At 64.8% G+C, this 16,519-nt stretch carries 15 protein-coding genes; 4 read left to right on the forward strand and 11 right to left on the reverse strand.

Features of this window, described 5'->3' with window-relative positions:
• The first annotated feature begins 117 nt into the window (after positions 1-117).
• Complete coding sequence (locus tag J2X06_RS09155) at positions 118-516, forward strand: low affinity iron permease family protein (protein WP_310061363.1); 399 nt, start codon at positions 118-120, stop codon at positions 514-516.
• An 82-nt stretch (positions 517-598) separates the two neighbouring features.
• On the opposite strand, the gene J2X06_RS09160 is transcribed toward J2X06_RS09155, so the two are convergent.
• Positions 599-1,033: a BON domain-containing protein gene (locus J2X06_RS09160; RefSeq protein ID WP_310061366.1), complete on the reverse strand. Its 435-nt coding sequence runs from the start codon at positions 1,031-1,033 to the stop codon at positions 599-601.
• A 320-nt stretch (positions 1,034-1,353) separates the two neighbouring features.
• Between J2X06_RS09160 and J2X06_RS09165 the strand changes: the two genes are divergently transcribed.
• Together J2X06_RS09165 and J2X06_RS09170 are read left to right on the forward strand one after the other, a co-directional pair.
• A complete protein-coding gene (locus J2X06_RS09165; protein WP_430539552.1) occupies positions 1,354-1,839 on the forward strand; it encodes an MgtC/SapB family protein in 486 nt (161 codons plus the stop codon).
• Between the two features lie 109 nt (positions 1,840-1,948).
• Positions 1,949-3,646: an esterase/lipase family protein gene (locus tag J2X06_RS09170; RefSeq protein WP_310061371.1), complete on the forward strand. Its 1,698-nt coding sequence runs from the start codon at positions 1,949-1,951 to the stop codon at positions 3,644-3,646.
• 105 nt (positions 3,647-3,751) lie between these two features.
• On the opposite strand, the gene J2X06_RS09175 is transcribed toward J2X06_RS09170, so the two are convergent.
• Positions 3,752-6,409 carry a M1 family metallopeptidase gene (locus J2X06_RS09175; RefSeq protein ID WP_310061374.1) on the reverse strand — a complete coding sequence of 886 codons (2,658 nt, stop codon included), beginning with the start codon at positions 6,407-6,409 and terminating at the stop codon, positions 3,752-3,754.
• A gap of 273 nt (positions 6,410-6,682) precedes the next feature.
• Positions 6,683-7,948: a phospholipase D-like domain-containing protein gene (locus J2X06_RS09180; RefSeq protein WP_310063569.1), complete on the reverse strand. Its 1,266-nt coding sequence runs from the start codon at positions 7,946-7,948 to the stop codon at positions 6,683-6,685.
• A gap of 338 nt (positions 7,949-8,286) precedes the next feature.
• On the opposite strand from J2X06_RS09180, the gene J2X06_RS09185 reads away from it, so the two are divergent.
• Positions 8,287-8,691 carry a hypothetical protein gene (locus tag J2X06_RS09185; RefSeq protein ID WP_310061376.1) on the forward strand — a complete coding sequence of 135 codons (405 nt, stop codon included), beginning with the start codon at positions 8,287-8,289 and terminating at the stop codon, positions 8,689-8,691.
• 67 nt (positions 8,692-8,758) lie between these two features.
• On the opposite strand, the gene J2X06_RS09190 is transcribed toward J2X06_RS09185, so the two are convergent.
• The 8 genes from J2X06_RS09190 to J2X06_RS09225 form a co-directional block, all read right to left on the reverse strand.
• The gene (locus J2X06_RS09190) at positions 8,759-9,598 is read right to left on the reverse strand and encodes a carbonic anhydrase (protein ID WP_310061378.1); all 840 of its coding nucleotides are present in this window, start codon (positions 9,596-9,598) and stop codon (positions 8,759-8,761) included.
• A 139-nt stretch (positions 9,599-9,737) separates the two neighbouring features.
• Complete coding sequence (locus J2X06_RS09195) at positions 9,738-10,439, reverse strand: DUF4410 domain-containing protein (protein WP_310061381.1); 702 nt, start codon at positions 10,437-10,439, stop codon at positions 9,738-9,740.
• Between the two features lie 123 nt (positions 10,440-10,562).
• Positions 10,563-10,997: a potassium channel family protein gene (locus J2X06_RS09200; protein WP_310061384.1), complete on the reverse strand. Its 435-nt coding sequence runs from the start codon at positions 10,995-10,997 to the stop codon at positions 10,563-10,565.
• 23 nt (positions 10,998-11,020) lie between these two features.
• Positions 11,021-12,043: a DUF2955 domain-containing protein gene (locus J2X06_RS09205; protein ID WP_310063571.1), complete on the reverse strand. Its 1,023-nt coding sequence runs from the start codon at positions 12,041-12,043 to the stop codon at positions 11,021-11,023.
• Between the two features lie 31 nt (positions 12,044-12,074).
• Positions 12,075-13,232: an HlyD family secretion protein gene (locus tag J2X06_RS09210; RefSeq protein WP_310061387.1), complete on the reverse strand. Its 1,158-nt coding sequence runs from the start codon at positions 13,230-13,232 to the stop codon at positions 12,075-12,077.
• Entirely contained in the window at positions 13,229-14,800 is a 1,572-nt protein-coding gene (locus J2X06_RS09215) for an efflux transporter outer membrane subunit (protein WP_310061389.1), read from the reverse strand. The genes J2X06_RS09210 and J2X06_RS09215 overlap by 4 nt, the downstream gene beginning before the upstream one ends.
• 12 nt (positions 14,801-14,812) lie before the next feature.
• Positions 14,813-15,949, reverse strand: coding sequence for an AI-2E family transporter (locus tag J2X06_RS09220; RefSeq protein WP_310061391.1), 1,137 nt, complete (start codon positions 15,947-15,949; stop codon positions 14,813-14,815).
• A gap of 73 nt (positions 15,950-16,022) precedes the next feature.
• Positions 16,023-16,484 carry a hypothetical protein gene (locus J2X06_RS09225; RefSeq protein WP_310061393.1) on the reverse strand — a complete coding sequence of 154 codons (462 nt, stop codon included), beginning with the start codon at positions 16,482-16,484 and terminating at the stop codon, positions 16,023-16,025.
• Positions 16,485-16,519 lie beyond the last annotated feature (35 nt).

Consider the following 16,519-nt stretch of genomic DNA (forward strand, 5'->3'; position numbering starts at 1 on the left):
ACTGCGACAGCCAATGCGGCGCCAGCAAGACGGGTTCACGGCCCCATCAACCCAACCGGATGCACCATCGTCTGCGCACACAACGTGTGCTTAGACCATCCTCGAGCGAGGGCGCTCATGGACAAGCATTCGAACTGGTTCACACGCTCTGCACGCGCCGCCTCGAAGTTCACGGGACGACCGCTGTGTTTCATACTGGCCCTGGCCACGATCGTCGCATGGCTGGTCAGCGGCCCGCTATTCGGCTTCAGCGACACCTGGCAGCTGATCATCAATACCGGCACGACCATCATCACCTTCCTGATGGTGTTCCTGATCCAGAACACGCAGAACCGCGACACCGAGGCGATGCAGATCAAGCTGGACGAAATCATCCGAGCGACCAAAACGGCGGAAAATTCGCTGCTGGATCTCGAGGAGCTGGACGAGGAAACGCTGGACGAATACCGGCGTCATTACGAGGAGCTGGCCGAGCGCGCACGCAAGAAGGTGCACGAGCGCAGGAGACAGCAATAGCGGCCCGGGCAAGTGCGCCCGGGCCGCCTGTTTTGCGAATCGGCGAAGCCCGCCGATCCAACGAAGCCCCTTCGCGACGGGATCAGTAACCGCTCTTTTTGACCTTGAGTCCGCTCGAATCGACCTTCTTCACGCCGTCGATCTTCTTGGCGACGGCAACCGCCTTGTCGGCCTGCGCCTTGCTGTCGACCGAACCCTTCAGCATGACCACGCCGTTCTTGGTATCGACGTCGATCGCCAGGCCGGACACATCCGGCGTGGCCAGCAGGTCCGACTTGACCTTGGTGGTGATCCACGCATCGCCCATCGGCTGGTCCGATGCGCCCTGTGCCGGCGTGGTGGCCTGCTGATCCTGCGGCGCCATGGCAGCGGCCGGATCATCCTGCGCCGTCGCAGTGGCGGCGTCCTGTGCCCGCTCCGCTGCTGGGTCCTGCGCCCAGGCCATGGAACCCATGCCGGCGCCGAGCACGATGGCCATCGCCGCGGTGATGTTTACGAAACGCTTTTCGAACCTCATCTATCTACCCTCCGGTGGATTGCAACGATTGCCTTGTTCCGTGCAGTGATGCTCCATGCATCCACCGTAGCGATGGCGAAGTTAATCGCAGGGGTGCTGGCTGTCAGTGCATTGTTATGCGCCTGAAGGCGTTCATCTGCCGCAGCCCCATATGCACCGGCCGACACTCTCGATACCCCATTGGCCTTGCCGCCATCGTCACGACGCTTGCGCGCCGATGAACGCCGCAGTGATTCCACGGTAAAAAAGCGCTTCCGCTCCCTCGCTTCCCACCCTGACGGCACCTTGACTGATCGTCCGGCACCGTAGCGGGCATGGGCGTGGCCGAGCAGCTGTGGGTCCTGGCGGGTGTCGCGTACGCGATGCTTCTGGGCGGCGTGATCGGTTTTGAGCGCGAACTCAAGAACCGGCCCGCCGGGTTTCGCACGCACATGCTCGTCGCAGGCGCGGCCGCTTTTTTGATCGGCCTCGGGCAACTGCTGATGCTCGATCCCAACTACACCCGTCACGACCTGCTGACCGTCGATCCGCTGCGCCTGGTCGAGGCGGTGGTCGCAGGCGTGTCCTTCATCGGTGCGGGCACGATCTTCGCCCATCGTGGCGGCGCCGCCATCGCCGGCATCACCACCGCGGCTTCGCTGTTGATGGTGGCAGTGATCGGGGTGTCGGTCGGCCTTCGCTACTTCCTGATCGCCGCCGCGGTCACGCTGCTGACGCTGCTGGTGCTGACCCTGCTCAACGTGTTCGAGCGACGCCTGCTGGCACGCGCAAAGGACGGCCAAGGCAGCGAGCGAAAGGAGCACTGATCGAGTCCGCTCCTGCTGCGCCTCCAGCGCTGGGCATGCATCGCGGCATCGGCCTGCGTTACGTTATCGCCAGCACGCCAGTCCCTCTCCCCTACCAGTGCCGAGGCCGATGACTCCGGTTCCCTACGACGGATGCGCACGCGTTTTCGCATGGGCAGTGCTGTGCCTGTCGTTGGCGCTGGGTGGATGCGCTACGCGCCCCGCCAAGCGTGCGCCTGCGTCCGGTATCGGTTCCAGCCAATCACTGCTCGAACAGGCGCAGGCGGAGGCGACCGCGGCGGATCAGAGCCATCGCGCAAGCGACGCCGCCGCAGGCTGGGTCCGCTGTGCCACCTCGGCTCACGGTGCATTGGCCGCGACCTCGCAAGCCATCGGCAAGCAGGCTTCGGCGCTGGCGACGCATTGCACCGACCGGTTGCTCGAGAGCGCGCTGCGGCAACGCAGCCGTCGCTGGTCCGAAGGCCCGACACAGATCGATGGGACGACATTGACAGTCGAGTTCCGCCAGCTCTCGCCGGCGCTGCGTGGACCGTTGACGATGGTCCGCGCGCAGGACGTCCCGATGCAGATGTTCGGCGGCGAGCGCTTCGCCCGGCCTGGACTCGGCGTCCCGTTGGCCTTGGTCACACCGCGCTGCGAGGATGCGCCCGCGTGCCATTTGTGGCCGCCGGAAGGCGTGTTCCGCTGGGCGACGGCGTGGATCGAACCGGGCGTTGAAGACAGTGCGCCGCCGCGGCTGGTGATCGGCGATCCGGTCGCGATCGGCAACCTGACGGAAGGCACCTGGCAGTATCCGCTGGCCGAAGACACTTCCGCGTTCTTCGCCTATGGCGCCGGCACATCGAAGCTGCCGCGGCTGGCGATCTGGGGACTGTTGGGCGGCCACGAGGTGGGACGCCGTGCCGGCCTCTATCTGCTGGAGGACTACGACCCCCACAAGCGTCCGATCGTGATGATCCACGGCCTGGGCAGCAGTCCTTTGACATGGGCGCGACTATCCAATGCGATCTGGGGAGATCCGCTGCTGCGCTCGCAATTCCAGGTGTGGCACGTCGTGTACCAGACCAATGCACCGCTGCTGGTGATCCGCCACCGCGTGAAGGGCTATCTCGATGAAGGTTGGCGAGTGCTCGATCCGGAGGGCGACGATCCAGCCCGCAACGGCATGGTGCTGATCGGGCACAGCCTGGGCGGCGTGGTCTCGCGGCTGCTCAGCGTGGACAGCGGCGAGGTGTTGTGGAGTGTGGGCTTCACCGAACCCGTGTCGTCGCTGAAGGGCGACCCCGAGGACCTGCGATCGATCGACGAGGTATTCCATTTCACGGCCTATCCTGGCATCTCGCGGGCGATCTTCATGGCCTCTCCGCACCGCGGCAGCCCGACCGCCGGCAGTTTCATCGGTCGGTTCATGCGCGTGCTGGTCGGACGACGCGCGCCGGAGCTCGAAGCACTCAATCGCGTCGCCCGCGACAATCCCGAGGCGGTCACCGACTTGATGCGCCCGATATTCACCCGCTCGCGCCTCAACAGCATTGCGACCCTGCAACCACTGCAGCCAGTGCGACGCGCCGGCGAAACGCTGATGCCTGGTCCCGGCATTCCTTACCACACCATCGCGGGCATCAAACCCGGCAGCCGGCCCGAATCGGACGGCGTGGTTCCGTTGGCCAGCGCTATCATCCCCGGCGCGCAATCGACGCTGGTGATTTCCTCCGAGCACAACGTGCAGGAGAACGCCGAAGCCGTCGCCGAAGTGCTGCGCATCCTGCGCGAGGACATCGGCCAGCGCAGCGAGGAAGGTCCTTGAGGCAGGCGGGCCTCGGCCCGCCGCCCTTGATCCCTGATGGCCGGACGCGGCTCGCGCGCCCGGTAATCGAACCGGAGGCGGGCCGACGCCCGCCCACCGCTACACTCAGTCGTGCTTCTGCAGCCAGCCATCCACCGCCGGCAACCGCTCGTTACGCACCTTGATGCGGTATTGCACGTTGGCGATGGCGGTGTCGGAGGCCCGGCGTGAGCCGGCCGCAACGTGCGCGGCGGCATAGGCCTTGATCTTGCCGACCATCGCCGGGTCGAGCGAGCCATAGCCCAGGCCCGGGTAATAGCGACTGCGCGATGTCGTGTCGACCATGCCGTCGACCTGCGCGCGATGGGCCACGGCGAAGTCGAAGGCGAGGTCGGGATGGAGCCCGGAGACCATGGAAATCATGCCGGCGCTGTTGGTCGCACCGGGCTCGTCGGTCAACGCCAGCTCAAGCGCGCGCTTCGCCAAGGTCTCATCCTGCGTCGATGAAAGCAGCGCGTAGAGCTCATCCTTCACCAGCGGCGTCTTCTCGGCCTGGGCTTCGGCATGCAGGCGATTCCAGGTGGCGGCGTCGGCATGGTGCGCCACCACGGCCAAAATGGTCTTGCGCAGCGCCGCCGGCATCGCACCGGGATCGCTGGCCTGCGCCGCATAGCGACGGCGGGCTTCGGCGATCACCGTGCTGTCGCCAAGCTCGCCGAGTGTCGAGATCAGTTGCGTGCGCAGGATCTTGACCGGATCGGCCTCGCCCGGCTTCTCTTCCCAGCCGACGCGGGCAAGCACGGGGGCCAACTGCTTGATCGCGAACCGGCGGAAGCGCGCCTGTCGCTCCGCGTCGCCGCGGTAATACGCATCCAGGCTGTCGAGACTGGCGGCAACGTCGCCCCAGATCTGCGGATCGGCATCGGGCGGCGTGGCCTTGACCAGGTCCAGGTAATCCGAGGCCGGCTGCTGGCCGGCCAAGCCCAGCGCCCAGGTGTCGTTCATCAGGCCCAGCTGGTCGATCGGCGCGAGCCTGGTGAAGCCGGCGCTGATCGCCGCGAATTGCTTGGGCGCATACAGCGTGCGGTAGTAACCGCTTTGTCCGGCATTGACGACGACCGGGCCGCAGCCCGGCACGTCGAGTTTTGCGTGGCCGCCTTCGACCAGCGTACGCGCGATGTCGCGATTGCCCACGACCTGCGCGATCACCGGCACGCGCCAGGACAGCGTGGCCTTGTCCGGGCGGTCCTTGGTGAACTCGCCCTGCGACAACGTCAGCGTGGTCTTGCCGCCGGCACACGAGGCCTGTTCGACGCGGATCATCGGCACGCCCGGCTGCAGCGTGAAGTCATGCGCGATGGACGTGACCGGTTTGCCCGCGGCGGCCTCGATCTGGCGCCACAGATCGTCGGACACCGTGTTGCCGTAGGCATGCGCCTTCATGTACCGGCGAACGCCGTCGCGCCAGGCATCGGCGCCGACGTAACCTTCCAGCATGCGGATCACCGCCTCGCCCTTGGAGTAGGTGATCGAATCGAAGGCCTGGCTGGCCTGTTCCACCGTCTCCACGTGTTGCACCACCGGATGCGTGGTGGCGACCGCGTCGAGCGACATCGCGCGCTCGCGCACGTCCACGGCCGACAGCGCGGTGTTCCATTCCGGATGCAGCTTCTCGGTGGTGCGGCCCTCCATCCACGAGGCGAAGCCTTCGTTGAGCCACAGGTCGTCCCACCAGCTCATCGTCACCAGGTCGCCGAACCACTGATGCGCGATCTCGTGTGCGGCGACCGAAAATACCGATTGCTTGTCGGACTGCGTCGAGATGGTCGGGTCCAGCAACAGCGCGTATTCGAAGGTATAGATCGCGCCCCAGTTCTCCATCGCGCCGAAGAACTGGCTGCGGCCTGGCGAGGCCACGTTGTCGAGCTTGGGCAACGGGTACGGCACGCCGAAATAGTCGTTGTACTCGTGCAGAACCGCCTGCGACGACTCCAGGGCGAACTTCGCCTGCGACACCACGCCTTTCTGGGTGACCACGCCGACTTCGACGCCGTCGGTCTGCGCGGTGGCGCGCTCGAACTCGCCCAGGCCGAAGAAGAGCAGATAGGTCGACATCTTCGGCGACGGCGCGAAGCGCACACGCGTCAGGCCTCCACCCAGGTCGGCGGACGACGCGACCGGCATGTTGCTGACGGCCATCTCGCCGGTCGGCACGGTGGCTTCCAGGGTGAAGGTCGCCTTGTGCGCGGGCTCGTCCCACGACGGGATCATCCGGCGCGCATCGGAGTTCTCGAACTGCGTGTACAGCGCGCGCTTCTTGCCGGCCTTGGTGTCGTAGTCGATCGCGAACAGGCCATTGGCCTGCGTGCCGATCTTGCCCGTGTAGTCCATGGCCAGCGTGTACTGGCCCACGGGAATGGGCCGGTCGAACGTGAATGTCGCCGTCTGCGCCTCCTGGTCCACTGCCACTTTGGGTGCGGCGAACTTGCCCTTGCCGCCCTCCGGCGCCAGGCGCACGGAGGAGAAGGTCATGTCGATCTGGTTGAGCGTGATGCTGGTCGTGGGTTCCAGCACGTCGATGGCAATCGTCACCCGACCGTCGAAACTCAGCGACGCCGCATGCGGAACGATCGCCACGTCGTAATGCGTAGGCCGCACGTTGCGCGGCAACTGCGTGGTCGCCTGCGCCTGCAAGGAAGGCATGGCCGCGGACGTTTGTGCCAGCGCGCCCGCGGAACCCGTGGCAAGCGACAGCGCAATGGCGGAAACCAGAAAACGACGCATCTCATCCCCTTGAAGTCGAAGGCCTGTGGGGCCCAAAAGCCAGTGCGATGCCAGGCAGGCTCAGCATCTCCGCAGAGCCTGCGCCAGACACCGTTGTGGCGGTCATGTCGGCCAACATAGTGGGCGCGAGCCGCGCAGGGGGCAGCCCCCGGAAGTCATGGCAGAAAGGGGGAATCTCGTCACATCGCCCGCCTGCCGCCGTAATCCCTTCGGAGCGAGGCGTCCAACTTTGCTAAATGTGTCGGGAAGATCGGGCCGGACCGTCCCCAGCCATCACAACTGCGACCGGATGGGGAGAACGAACTTCTCCACGAACTTCTCCCTCCACGGCCGCCGCTCCCAGGTCTCGAACGTATAGCGCTTGGTCGGCTTGAGATCCTCCTCGAACACCTGTGTCATCCGCTCGGCGAACGCCCGGTCGTAGACGTTGAGGCTGGCCTCGTCGTTCAAGCGGAACGAGCGCGGATCGAAATTGGTCGAGCCCACCGACACCATGCCCTTGTCGATGATCAGCAGCTTGTTGTGCATCATCGTCGGCAGGTATTCGTAGATCTCCACGCCTGCCACCAGCAGGTCGCCCCACTGTGCCTTCGACGCCAGTCGCACCGATTCGGAATCGATATGCGGCCCCGGCACGATCACGCGCACCCGCACGCCGCGCTTGCGCGCCGCCAGCAACGCATGGATGGCCAGATCGTCAGGGACGAAGTACGCCGCTTCCATGTCGATGCTCTTCTGCGCGGCAGCGATCGACATCAGGTACATCAGGTGCATGCTCTCGCTGCCGCCCGACGGCGAAGCGATGAACATGTGCGCTGCCTGGTCGCCGACCGGCGGCAGCTCCGGGAAATAACCGTCACCGTTGAGCACCACGCCGCTGGTCTTGATCCAGTTGTCGTTGAACGCCGCCTGCATCTGCGCGACCACCGGCCCCTCGATCCTGAAATGCATGTCGCGCCAGTGATCGACGTCCTGCGCATGCCCGCTCCAGATGTCGGCGATACCCACGCCGCCGGTGAAGCCGACCTTGCCGTCCACCACCAGGATCTTGCGGTGCGTGCGGTTGTTGAGCCGCCCCAGGTTGTACCAGCGCAGCGGACGGTAGCGGACGATCTCCACGCCGGCGCCCTTCATCTGGTCGAGCAGTTCGTCGTCCATTTTGGCGCTGCCGACCCAGTCGATGGTGACGCGCACCTCCACGCCGGCGCGCGCACGCTCCGACAGCGCTTCGGCGAACTGCTTGCCGATCTCGCCGGACCAGTAGATGTAGGTCTCGAAGGTGATGGTCTTCTTTGCCGACGCGATGGCTTCCAGCATCGAGGGAAAGATCTCATCTCCGTTCTGCAGGTCCTCGACATGGTTGCCGGGCAGTATGGAAGGGCCCAGCAGCACCGACATCTCGCGCACGAACTGCCGGTCGGACACCGCGTAGTGATGCTCGATGCGCCGCTCCAGCTTCTTCTCGGGCGTGCTGAAGTTCTGGGCGATCACCACGACCAGCACTGTCAGCGCGATGGTCACCAGCACGGTCAAGATCATCTTCGTCCTGCCCCAATGCTTCATGGAGGCATGCTCCGGAGTCCGCTTCAGGTGGCGCAGGGGGCAAGACTAGCGGGGGACATCGGGCCGGCGGCGTGAAGAACGCACGCATATGGACGGCCCCGCGCGCACCCGACCTGCCCTTCCCCCGCTTGCGGGAGAGGTGCCCGGAGGCGGATGAGGGCGTCCTCGCCAGCGCCGCCAGCCGCCTCATTCAGCCACCGATACACGCCCTCATAACGCCCCTTGCCCCAAAGTCCTCCCCCGAAAGGGGTACCCCCTGAGTGTTCAAACTGGCCGCGCCACCGGGTCGCGGACGGTTGTCTGTGGAGAAAGCGATGGATGCGGAAATGGTAATGGCGCGGATGCGCCCCTGGTTGGCGGCTATGGCGATCGTGATCCTGATGGCCGCGAGCACCTCGGCGGCCGAGCGCGTGTCGTTCGACAAAGGCATCAGTTCGGTGACCGTCTCGGGCAAGGTCGAAGACGGCCACGACTACTCGCTGCGCGCCAACGCCGGGCAGACGTTGACGGTGGCGCTCAAGGCCACGCCGGGCGTCTATTTCAACGTGATGGCGCCGGGCAACGACACCGCCACCGTCAATACCTCCATCACAGGCGAGAGCACATGGAGCGGAAAGTTGCCGACGACGGGCGATTACCTCGTGCGCGTCTACCAGATGCGGTCCGCCACACGGCAGGGAAAGAACCCGGGCTACGCGGTGACGTTCACCGTCAAGTAGGCTCCACGCCCGCTCGACCAACGCTCTCAACTTTCCGCGCGTGTTCCGTGGCAGAGAGACAGGCGCACTACGTCAGCAACGAGACCTTCCCGCTGGCGAGATCGTATCGGGCAGGAACGACCTTCAGCTTCCCCTCCTTGATCGCGCCGCCGATGATGACCGAGGCCTTGCTCAACAGGTCTGCCTGGATCCTGGCATTGGCGTCGATCGCGGCGTCGAGGTTGGGGCCGGCTTGATCCACGGCCATGCGGAGCGGCGCGTAGAGGGCACTGATCTGGCCGGGCACCGCCTTGCCTTCGATGGCGGCCTTGACCGCGCCGCAGTTGCCGTGTCCCAGCACCATCAGCACCTTGGTCCCCAGGACGCCAACGCCGTATTCGAGACTGGCGATGACCTCGGGCGTGGCGATGTTGCCAGCCAGGCGGACGACGAAGAGCTGGCCAATGCTCTGGTCGAAGACAATCTCCACCGGTACGCGGGAATCGGCGCAGGACAACACGGCGGCAAAGGGTTCCTGTTTCTCGGCCGTCTTGGACTTGAGGATCGCCAGGTTCTCGCTGGAACACTTGAGCTGCCCATCGACATAACGCTTGTTGCCATCCATCAATGACTTGAGCGCCGCATCGGGCGTCAGGGTGCTCTGCGCCATTGCGGGCGGGACGTGCAGGACTGTGGTGCCCACCATCACCGCGGCCGCGCCGACGATCGTGCTGGCAACGAAACCTCGACGCGACAGATTCGTGCCTTCGTCGGCAGTCAAACCATCGCCGCATACACACGATGGCTCCGCAGGTTTCAAATCTGGATGCCTCATGACGTTCACCTGATGGCGAATTAACAACCAAACGTAACGTGCGCCTGCATACCAATACGTGAAAGATGCATGCTGCTCGACGCCGGCAGGCATAACAACTGGGCTTCCCCGATAAGCAGTTGCAACAGGATGGCGCAGCGGGGTGCAGCGTCCGCTGCTATCTCGTTGAGTTATTTGTGATCACCGCAAGCATTACCCACCTGATGCGAGGCTCCTTCGCGTGTCGCAACGCTTACAGCCAGCCCCGCTTCCTGTAGGCATCGACGATCAGCTTGGCCAACTCTTTGGCCGTGCGCTGCGCTGCAGCCTCGATCCCCTCGGGTCCGCGTTCCTGCATGACGTTGGAGGTGCCGGCAACCGCGGCCGTCGTCGCGGCGCTACCGGCCCCGATACCGAGCGGCACCAGCATGCCCGGTAGCTTGCCGCCTGCCGTGTCGACCTGCGTCGATCCGACCGGACGCAAGCCGGCATCGGTGACCTGATATGCCTCGGCCAGGGTCTTCAGTTCACCTGCGCCAGCCCCGAATCCGACCAGCACGCGCATGGTGCGGCTGCCTTCCTTGACGGAGATGAATTCGCCACGGATGACACCGTCGCCGATCCGCGTTTGCGGTGTCGAGATGGCGTGTTGCGCCGGGATGCCTGCGCTGTTGAGTTCCTTGACGAGGTTCTGCGCCACCAGACGCCCCAGTTTGCGGCCGAGATCGATTTCAGCCCGGGTCTGGGGAATGGTCCGCTGCTCGTAGTAGCGCGCAATCGCCGAGTCCGCGGGCAGGTCGTCGCCGGTCCCGACGAAGTCGTAGACGACGACGCGCTCTGGGCGAGTCATGACGTCCGCCAGAGGAGTGTTCTGCGGTTGCTCGACATTGCTGGATGCGCAACCGGCGAGCATCGCGATGCCGGCAATAAGGAGGGTCATTCCAAGACGCGCCATGATCTTGTCCTCCCGATCTGCTTCGACGGAAATCTACTCCGACAGGAGATAGGAGGTCGTGAACCAACTCCCTTTGAAGAGCGGACTGAGGACTTGCTTCAGGCGGACGAGCGGGAGACGCCTTCACACCTGCCCGCCTCGCGCCGCCTTGGTTTTCTGGTATGCGTCCTGCAAGACATTCATCAACACCGCCGTGGAGACGCCGATCATCAGCACGCCATTGACCGCCTCCAGCGGACCAAGCAAGCGGAAGCGATCGGACATGACGATGTCGCCGTAACCGAGGCTCGCGAAGTTGACGGCGGAGTGATACACGGCCACCTCCAGCGCGTCGAACTCGCCCAGAATCCGGAACACGATGGCCCAGATGGTCAGCTGCGCGCAGTTGCCGAGCACCAGCACGGCCATGACGGCGTTGAGGACACGGAAGGTCACCCAGCCCGACGGATCGTCTCCCAAGACGTTGCGGCGAACGTAGTAGCGAAGCGCCACCACGATCAGCCACGACTGCAGCGCGAGGCAGGCCGCCATCGTCACAAGACCGATCAGGATATTCATCAACATCACCAGTCCTCCATCTCTTATGCCGCACTGGCGCTGCGGGAGGATGTGCGCTCGCGCAACCACTCCAGCAGCAGGATCGCGAACCACGCATACACCGTGACCAGGACGAACAAGGAAAAGCGCCGGATGAACGCACTGGAGGGATCGCTGCCGGCGCTGTCCTGGACCGCGGGACCGAGCAGAATCAGCATCGTCACGCCGACGTTGATCCAGAACGAAGCCGGATAGCGCGTGGCGATGACGCGATAGAGCTTCGCGCCGAAAAACATGCCGAACAGCAGCATCCACAGGCCGAACATCCAAAGGCTGGGCCAGAACTTCAGCACGAACCAGAATGCGATCGCGAATGCGCCCCCCAGGAACGTGGAGCCGAGCAGTTCATACCCGGCGGCGCGTGCGGTTACCAGGCAACCCTGCTGTCCCAGCATCACCGACTTCATGATGAGCGGCATGTACAGCGTGGGATTGGTGAATGCCAGCATCACTGACGGCAACACGATCAGCATGGTACGCAGGGCGAGCCACGCCGCTGTTTGCGGATCCGCGGGCGGCGCCTTCGGAGGCGCCACCCTGACCGGATCTTCGGGGAACAGCGGATAGACGATCCACTGGCAGACGACGACCATGCCGATGCCGATCAGCAATCCCTTCACGACCGTGCGGGCCAGCGTGATTTCCAGCAATCCGGCGGCGGGAATCATCGTCAGGCCGATCGTCAGCAGTGTCCCCACCATGGCCTTGCCTTTCCCCACGCCCAGGTAGGTGCTGGCGAACAGACCGGCGGCGATCATCATCACGGCCGAGATCGGGTAGGTCCTGAGTAGCGGCATCAACACCAGTCCGATGCCCAGCGTGATGGTCACGACCACCAGCAGCCCCAGCAGTTGCTTTGGCCCCATCGGCGGTGCAGGCGCGGCCGTCAGCAACACCGCGAAGATCGGCGCCAGGAAGGGCATCGGCGTGGCCAGGCCATAGGCCAGCACCAGCGACAACGCCACGACGGCACCGAATCGGAACGTACGCCTGGCGCCCAGCGGCATCACGGCATCGGCTCCCTCTCAACTGGCCCGCTCAGTAGGCATACGTCAGCCAGCTCGCGATGCGGATGTAGATCTTGCCGAGCGGTTTCAGGAGCCCGCTGCCTTCTCCGTAGGCGATGACGGCGGCCTGTCCACCGACGCGCACCGCCTCGCGCAGCTCCGCATCCTGTTTGGCATCGAAGTCGATGATCACCGGGAACCGCTGCGATTGCCGCAACCAGTCGCGGTCGTTCTGGATCGTCGGCAACGTGCCCGTGGGCGGGTTGCGGCTGCCGCTGACGCCCAGGCCGATGCTGCGTACCTTGCCCTTGTAGACGCGCCCTGGCAGTACGTCGAACACGATGTCGACCGGTGTCCCCACCTTCATGTGGCCCAGGTTGTTCTCGGTGAACTCGGCATTGATCCACACGTTGCGGATCGCGATCAGCGTCAGCACCGGGCTGCCGGTGCCGGCATACAGGCCCACGTCGGTGCGCAGGTCGGTGATGACGCCGTCCGACGGCGCCGGGACCAGGGTATTAGTCATGTCCAGCTCCGCCTTGTCGACGGCGGTCAACGCGGTCTGGAGGATCGTGTTCTCTTCGATGTTCAGGCCACCCATCGTGTCGATGGCTCGGCGGATGTCGGCCTCGGCGGCGGTCACCTGGGCCTTGGCCGCCTCGTAGCTGGCGTCGGCGATTTCCTGGCGGCGTACCGAGATCGTGCCCGGGTCCTGTTCGCGCAGGCGGCGCAGTCGTGTCGCGTCCTGTCGCGCCTTCAACTCGTTGGCGCGCGCGGCCAGCAGTGCGGCACGGGCCGCTTCCACGGCCGCGCCACCGGCGCCCACCTGCTTGCGAGCGTTCGCGAGATCGGAACGCGCCTTGGCCAAAGCGATGCGGTATTGCGAACGGTCGATCTCGATCAGCGGTTGCCCTTCCTTCACGGTCTGGTTGTTGATGACGGACACCTTGGTCACCTCGCCGGCGACCTTCGGCGCAACGCCGACGACGAAACCATCGACCCTGGCCTGCGACGTGTACGGGGTGTAGCGGTCGCCGAACAGGTACAGCAGCAGGCTCACCGCGATCACGATGGCGACGATGCGTCCGCCCTTCTTGACGGTTTTGGTCGTAGCTTCCTGGCCGTTCTTCGCAGCGCCGTCGGCAGGAGTGGCGCCGGCGCTTCCGCCTTTTTCTTCAACTGGACTCATTTCGACTCCCCGGTTTTCCTGGCCTGCCCGTCCGCGCTGGCCGGCAGCGGCGCTGTCAGCAGATCGCCCCATTTGGTCCTGGTCTGCATTTCCTCACGCACGGTCTCGGGCAGCATCTGCTCCATCGGCATGTCCACCCAACCGCCTCCGACCGCCTTGTACAAAGTGATGACGGCACTGATGTGCGCACTGATGTTGAGCAGCTCGCGCTCGGTCTGCGTGAACAAGACGCGCTGCGCGTCCAGCACCCGCTCGAAGTCCGCGTAACCCTCCCGGTAGAGCGTATTGGCCAGTTCCAGCGAACGCTCCGCCGCGCGCGCCGCGCCGCTCAGCGGTTCCTGCTGCTCGCCGGTCTTCACCACGCTGATCGCCGCGTCGTCGATTTCCTGCGCCGCCAGCAGCGCGCTGTTCTGGAACAGTTCGATCGACTGTTGCAGGCGCGCGTCCTGCACCCGCACGTTGTTGCGGATGCGGCCGTAGTCGAAGATGTTCCACGTCAGCGCGGGACCACCCGCGAAGCTGCGGATCTCGGGACTGCCGTCCAATGTGTTCGTCGACCAGCCGATGCTGCCCAGCAGCGTGATGGCCGGAAAGTAGTCGGCCTGCGCGATGCCGATCTGCGCCGACTGCGCAGCGACCTGCCAGGCGGCGGTGCGTATGTCGGGGCGCCGCAGCAACAGGCGCGCGGGTATTTCCGTGATCACCGCCTTTTCGACAGTCGGCAGCGGTCCGCCCACTGAAGCCAGCTCCGGTATGTCGCCCGGTGGCCGTCCCAGCAGCGCCGACAACGCATTGCGGAAGCGGACCAGGTTCGCCTCCTGTTCCGGGATGGTGGCCAGCGTGCCCAGGTACTGCGACTTCGCCTGCTGCAGGTCCAGCTCGGTTTCCTGTCCGCCGCGGAACAACTGCTCGGTGATCTCGAGGCTGCGCTTCTGCAAGGCGACGTTGTCCTGGGCGATCTTGATCCGCAGCAACGTCGTGCGGTAGGCGTAGTAGAGGTCCGCCACCTGCGCGCTCAGCAGCACCTGCACATCCTGCTGGTTGGTGATCGACGCGAAGAAACCGGCCTCGGCCGATTCGATGCCGCGCCTGAAGCGGCCCCAGAAATCCAGCTCCCAGGCCAAGTCGAAGCCGGCACTGAAAGCGCCGTAGTTCTGGTGGATGTCGGGGCCGGCGCCACCGCTTTGTTTGTTGTCGACGTAGGTGGCCGCGCCGCTGATCTGCTGCAGTTGCGGGTACTGGTTGGCACTGGCGATGCCGAGCACCGCGCGGCTTTCCAGGATCCGCAGTCCGGCGATGCGCAGCGACGGATTCTCGTGGCGCGCGGTTTCGATCAGCCCGTTCAACACCGGATCGTTGAAGGCCTGCCACCAGAAGCGCAGGTCGACCTGGGTCTGCTGCTCCGGGCTTTCGAGCTGGCCGTACAGATCGGACTGCCACGACTTGAGCCAGGCCACCTCGGGTTCTTTGTAGTCGGGACCGAGCGTGGTGCAGGCGCTCAGCAGCACGGCCGTCGCAATGACGAACGCCGTCCCGATGCCTCGCGCCTGACGTTCGCCCGCGATCATTGGATTGAAGGACTAGGTCGGCGTATCCGTGCGTACGGCGTCCGCCGACGGTGCCGGAGGCAGCGGCGCGACGGCACCGGGGGTATCGACCCATTCCATGAAGATCTTGTAGCTCAGGGCCAACACCACCGCGCCGACAAACAGGCCGGTGATGCCGCCGGTGACCATGCCGCCGATCGCGCCAATCAGCACCACCAGCATCGGCACATCCACGCCGCGGCCCAGCAGCAACGGCTTGAGCACGTTGTCGGCCATGCCGGCGATGACCAGGTAGATGCTGAAGATGATCTTCATGGTCGTGGAGCCTTCACCAGCCGCCCACAGGTATCCCACCGCGGGCAGCGAAATGAGCAGCGCCGGCAATTGCAGGATGCCGAGGAACATCACCAGCAATGCCAGCACGCCAGCGCCCGGAATGCCGGCCAGCAGGAAGCCCACGCCCAGCAGGATGGCCTGGATGAAGGCCACACCCACCACGCCCACGGCCACGGATCGCACGGTGGCGACCGCGAGGTTCAGCAGCTTGGGTCCATGCTCCTGATCGGTCAGCCGCACCAGGATGCGCTCGAAGCCGCGCCTGCCCGACTCCTCGTAGACCATCATGATCCCCGCCACCGCGAGAGCGGCCAGGAACGCCAGGACAGCCAGTGCGCCACCGGCCACCATCGCCAGCGCCTTGCGCGTGTAGTTCTTGATCACTTCCTTGTGCTTCACGACGTACGCCGGCAGGTTGGCGGCCGCGTCGTTCCATGTGTTGTAGATCTTGTCGCCGACCAGCGGCAACTCGGCGATCTTGGGATTGGGCGGCTTGATGGCCAGCGTATGGTTCTCGACGGAGTGGTAGAGATCGCTCACCTGGCCGGCAAGCGAATTTCCAAGCAGCACCAGCGGAATGCCGAGTAGCAGCAGGCTGGTCAGCACCATGGCGGTGGCGGCGAGCCCGCGTTTGCCTCCGAACCAACGGACAATGCGCACGAACAGGGGATAAAGCGCGATGGCGAGGATCAGGCCGGTGATCATCAGGCTGGCGAACGGCGTGAACACGCGCACGCAGAAATAGACGAGGAAGCCGATCAGCGCGATCCGGATCAGCGTCTCCATCAGGTCCTGTCGCAGCAGTTTGCGAAACGTCGACTGGTCTACGTTCATTTGGAAAACCTCCGGGCGTCTGCGACGGCTCCGCGATTGGTCAACTGGAAAAGCTGGGGACTTTCGACTCCACTCAGGCGAGGCGACGAACCAACCGCGCGATCAGTTCCTCGACGACGAGCATCACGACGACCACGATGATCAGGACGATCAATCCGTGGAATCGACCCTCGAACGCCACGCTATCGCCGAACGCGAAGTCGAGCGCTTCCAGGATCACGAACTTGGAACCGAACAGAACCACCCAGGCGCCGAACCAGCGCATGAACTTCATGAACCCACCTGGCCTGGCCTTGAAGAACTCGGCGACATAGTGCTCGGCGGCGATCGTCAGCTTCAGCAGGATCTGCAGCAGCAGCGCGGCGAACAGGGAGACCGTGAACCCGGAGACGTAGACGCGATCGGAGTATTCGGCGAACAGGTTCAGCACCACCAGGTCGATCAGGGTCCCGGCGAAATAGCGCAGGAATAGCCGTTGCCTGTTCGACGGCGTCTCGGCCGAGGCCGGCATGAAGTCGTGTTCTGTATGCGCCATGAGCTTCCCCGTGATGATGGAGCCGGTTCAACGGT

Source organism: Lysobacter niastensis (assembly GCF_031457115.1).
GTDB lineage: Bacteria > Pseudomonadota > Gammaproteobacteria > Xanthomonadales > Xanthomonadaceae > Lysobacter_J > Lysobacter_J niastensis_A.

Coding starts and splice junctions, on each gene's coding strand:
- J2X06_RS09170 (WP_310061371.1), top strand. CDS start 1,949: ATGACTCCGGTTCCCTACGACGGATGCGCACGCGTTTTCGCATGGGCA.
- J2X06_RS09190 (WP_310061378.1), bottom strand. CDS start 9,598: ATGCCTGCCGGCGTCGAGCAGCATGCATCTTTCACGTATTGGTATGCA.
- J2X06_RS09220 (WP_310061391.1), bottom strand. CDS start 15,949: ATGAACGTAGACCAGTCGACGTTTCGCAAACTGCTGCGACAGGACCTG.
- J2X06_RS09205 (WP_310063571.1), bottom strand. CDS start 12,043: ATGCCGCTGGGCGCCAGGCGTACGTTCCGATTCGGTGCCGTCGTGGCG.
- J2X06_RS09180 (WP_310063569.1), bottom strand. CDS start 7,948: ATGATCTTGACCGTGCTGGTGACCATCGCGCTGACAGTGCTGGTCGTG.
- J2X06_RS09200 (WP_310061384.1), bottom strand. CDS start 10,997: ATGAATATCCTGATCGGTCTTGTGACGATGGCGGCCTGCCTCGCGCTG.
- J2X06_RS09195 (WP_310061381.1), bottom strand. CDS start 10,439: ATGGCGCGTCTTGGAATGACCCTCCTTATTGCCGGCATCGCGATGCTC.
- J2X06_RS09160 (WP_310061366.1), bottom strand. CDS start 1,033: ATGAGGTTCGAAAAGCGTTTCGTAAACATCACCGCGGCGATGGCCATC.
- J2X06_RS09185 (WP_310061376.1), top strand. CDS start 8,287: ATGGATGCGGAAATGGTAATGGCGCGGATGCGCCCCTGGTTGGCGGCT.
- J2X06_RS09215 (WP_310061389.1), bottom strand. CDS start 14,800: ATGATCGCGGGCGAACGTCAGGCGCGAGGCATCGGGACGGCGTTCGTC.
- J2X06_RS09175 (WP_310061374.1), bottom strand. CDS start 6,409: ATGCGTCGTTTTCTGGTTTCCGCCATTGCGCTGTCGCTTGCCACGGGT.
- J2X06_RS09155 (WP_310061363.1), top strand. CDS start 118: ATGGACAAGCATTCGAACTGGTTCACACGCTCTGCACGCGCCGCCTCG.
- J2X06_RS09225 (WP_310061393.1), bottom strand. CDS start 16,484: ATGGCGCATACAGAACACGACTTCATGCCGGCCTCGGCCGAGACGCCG.
- J2X06_RS09210 (WP_310061387.1), bottom strand. CDS start 13,232: ATGAGTCCAGTTGAAGAAAAAGGCGGAAGCGCCGGCGCCACTCCTGCC.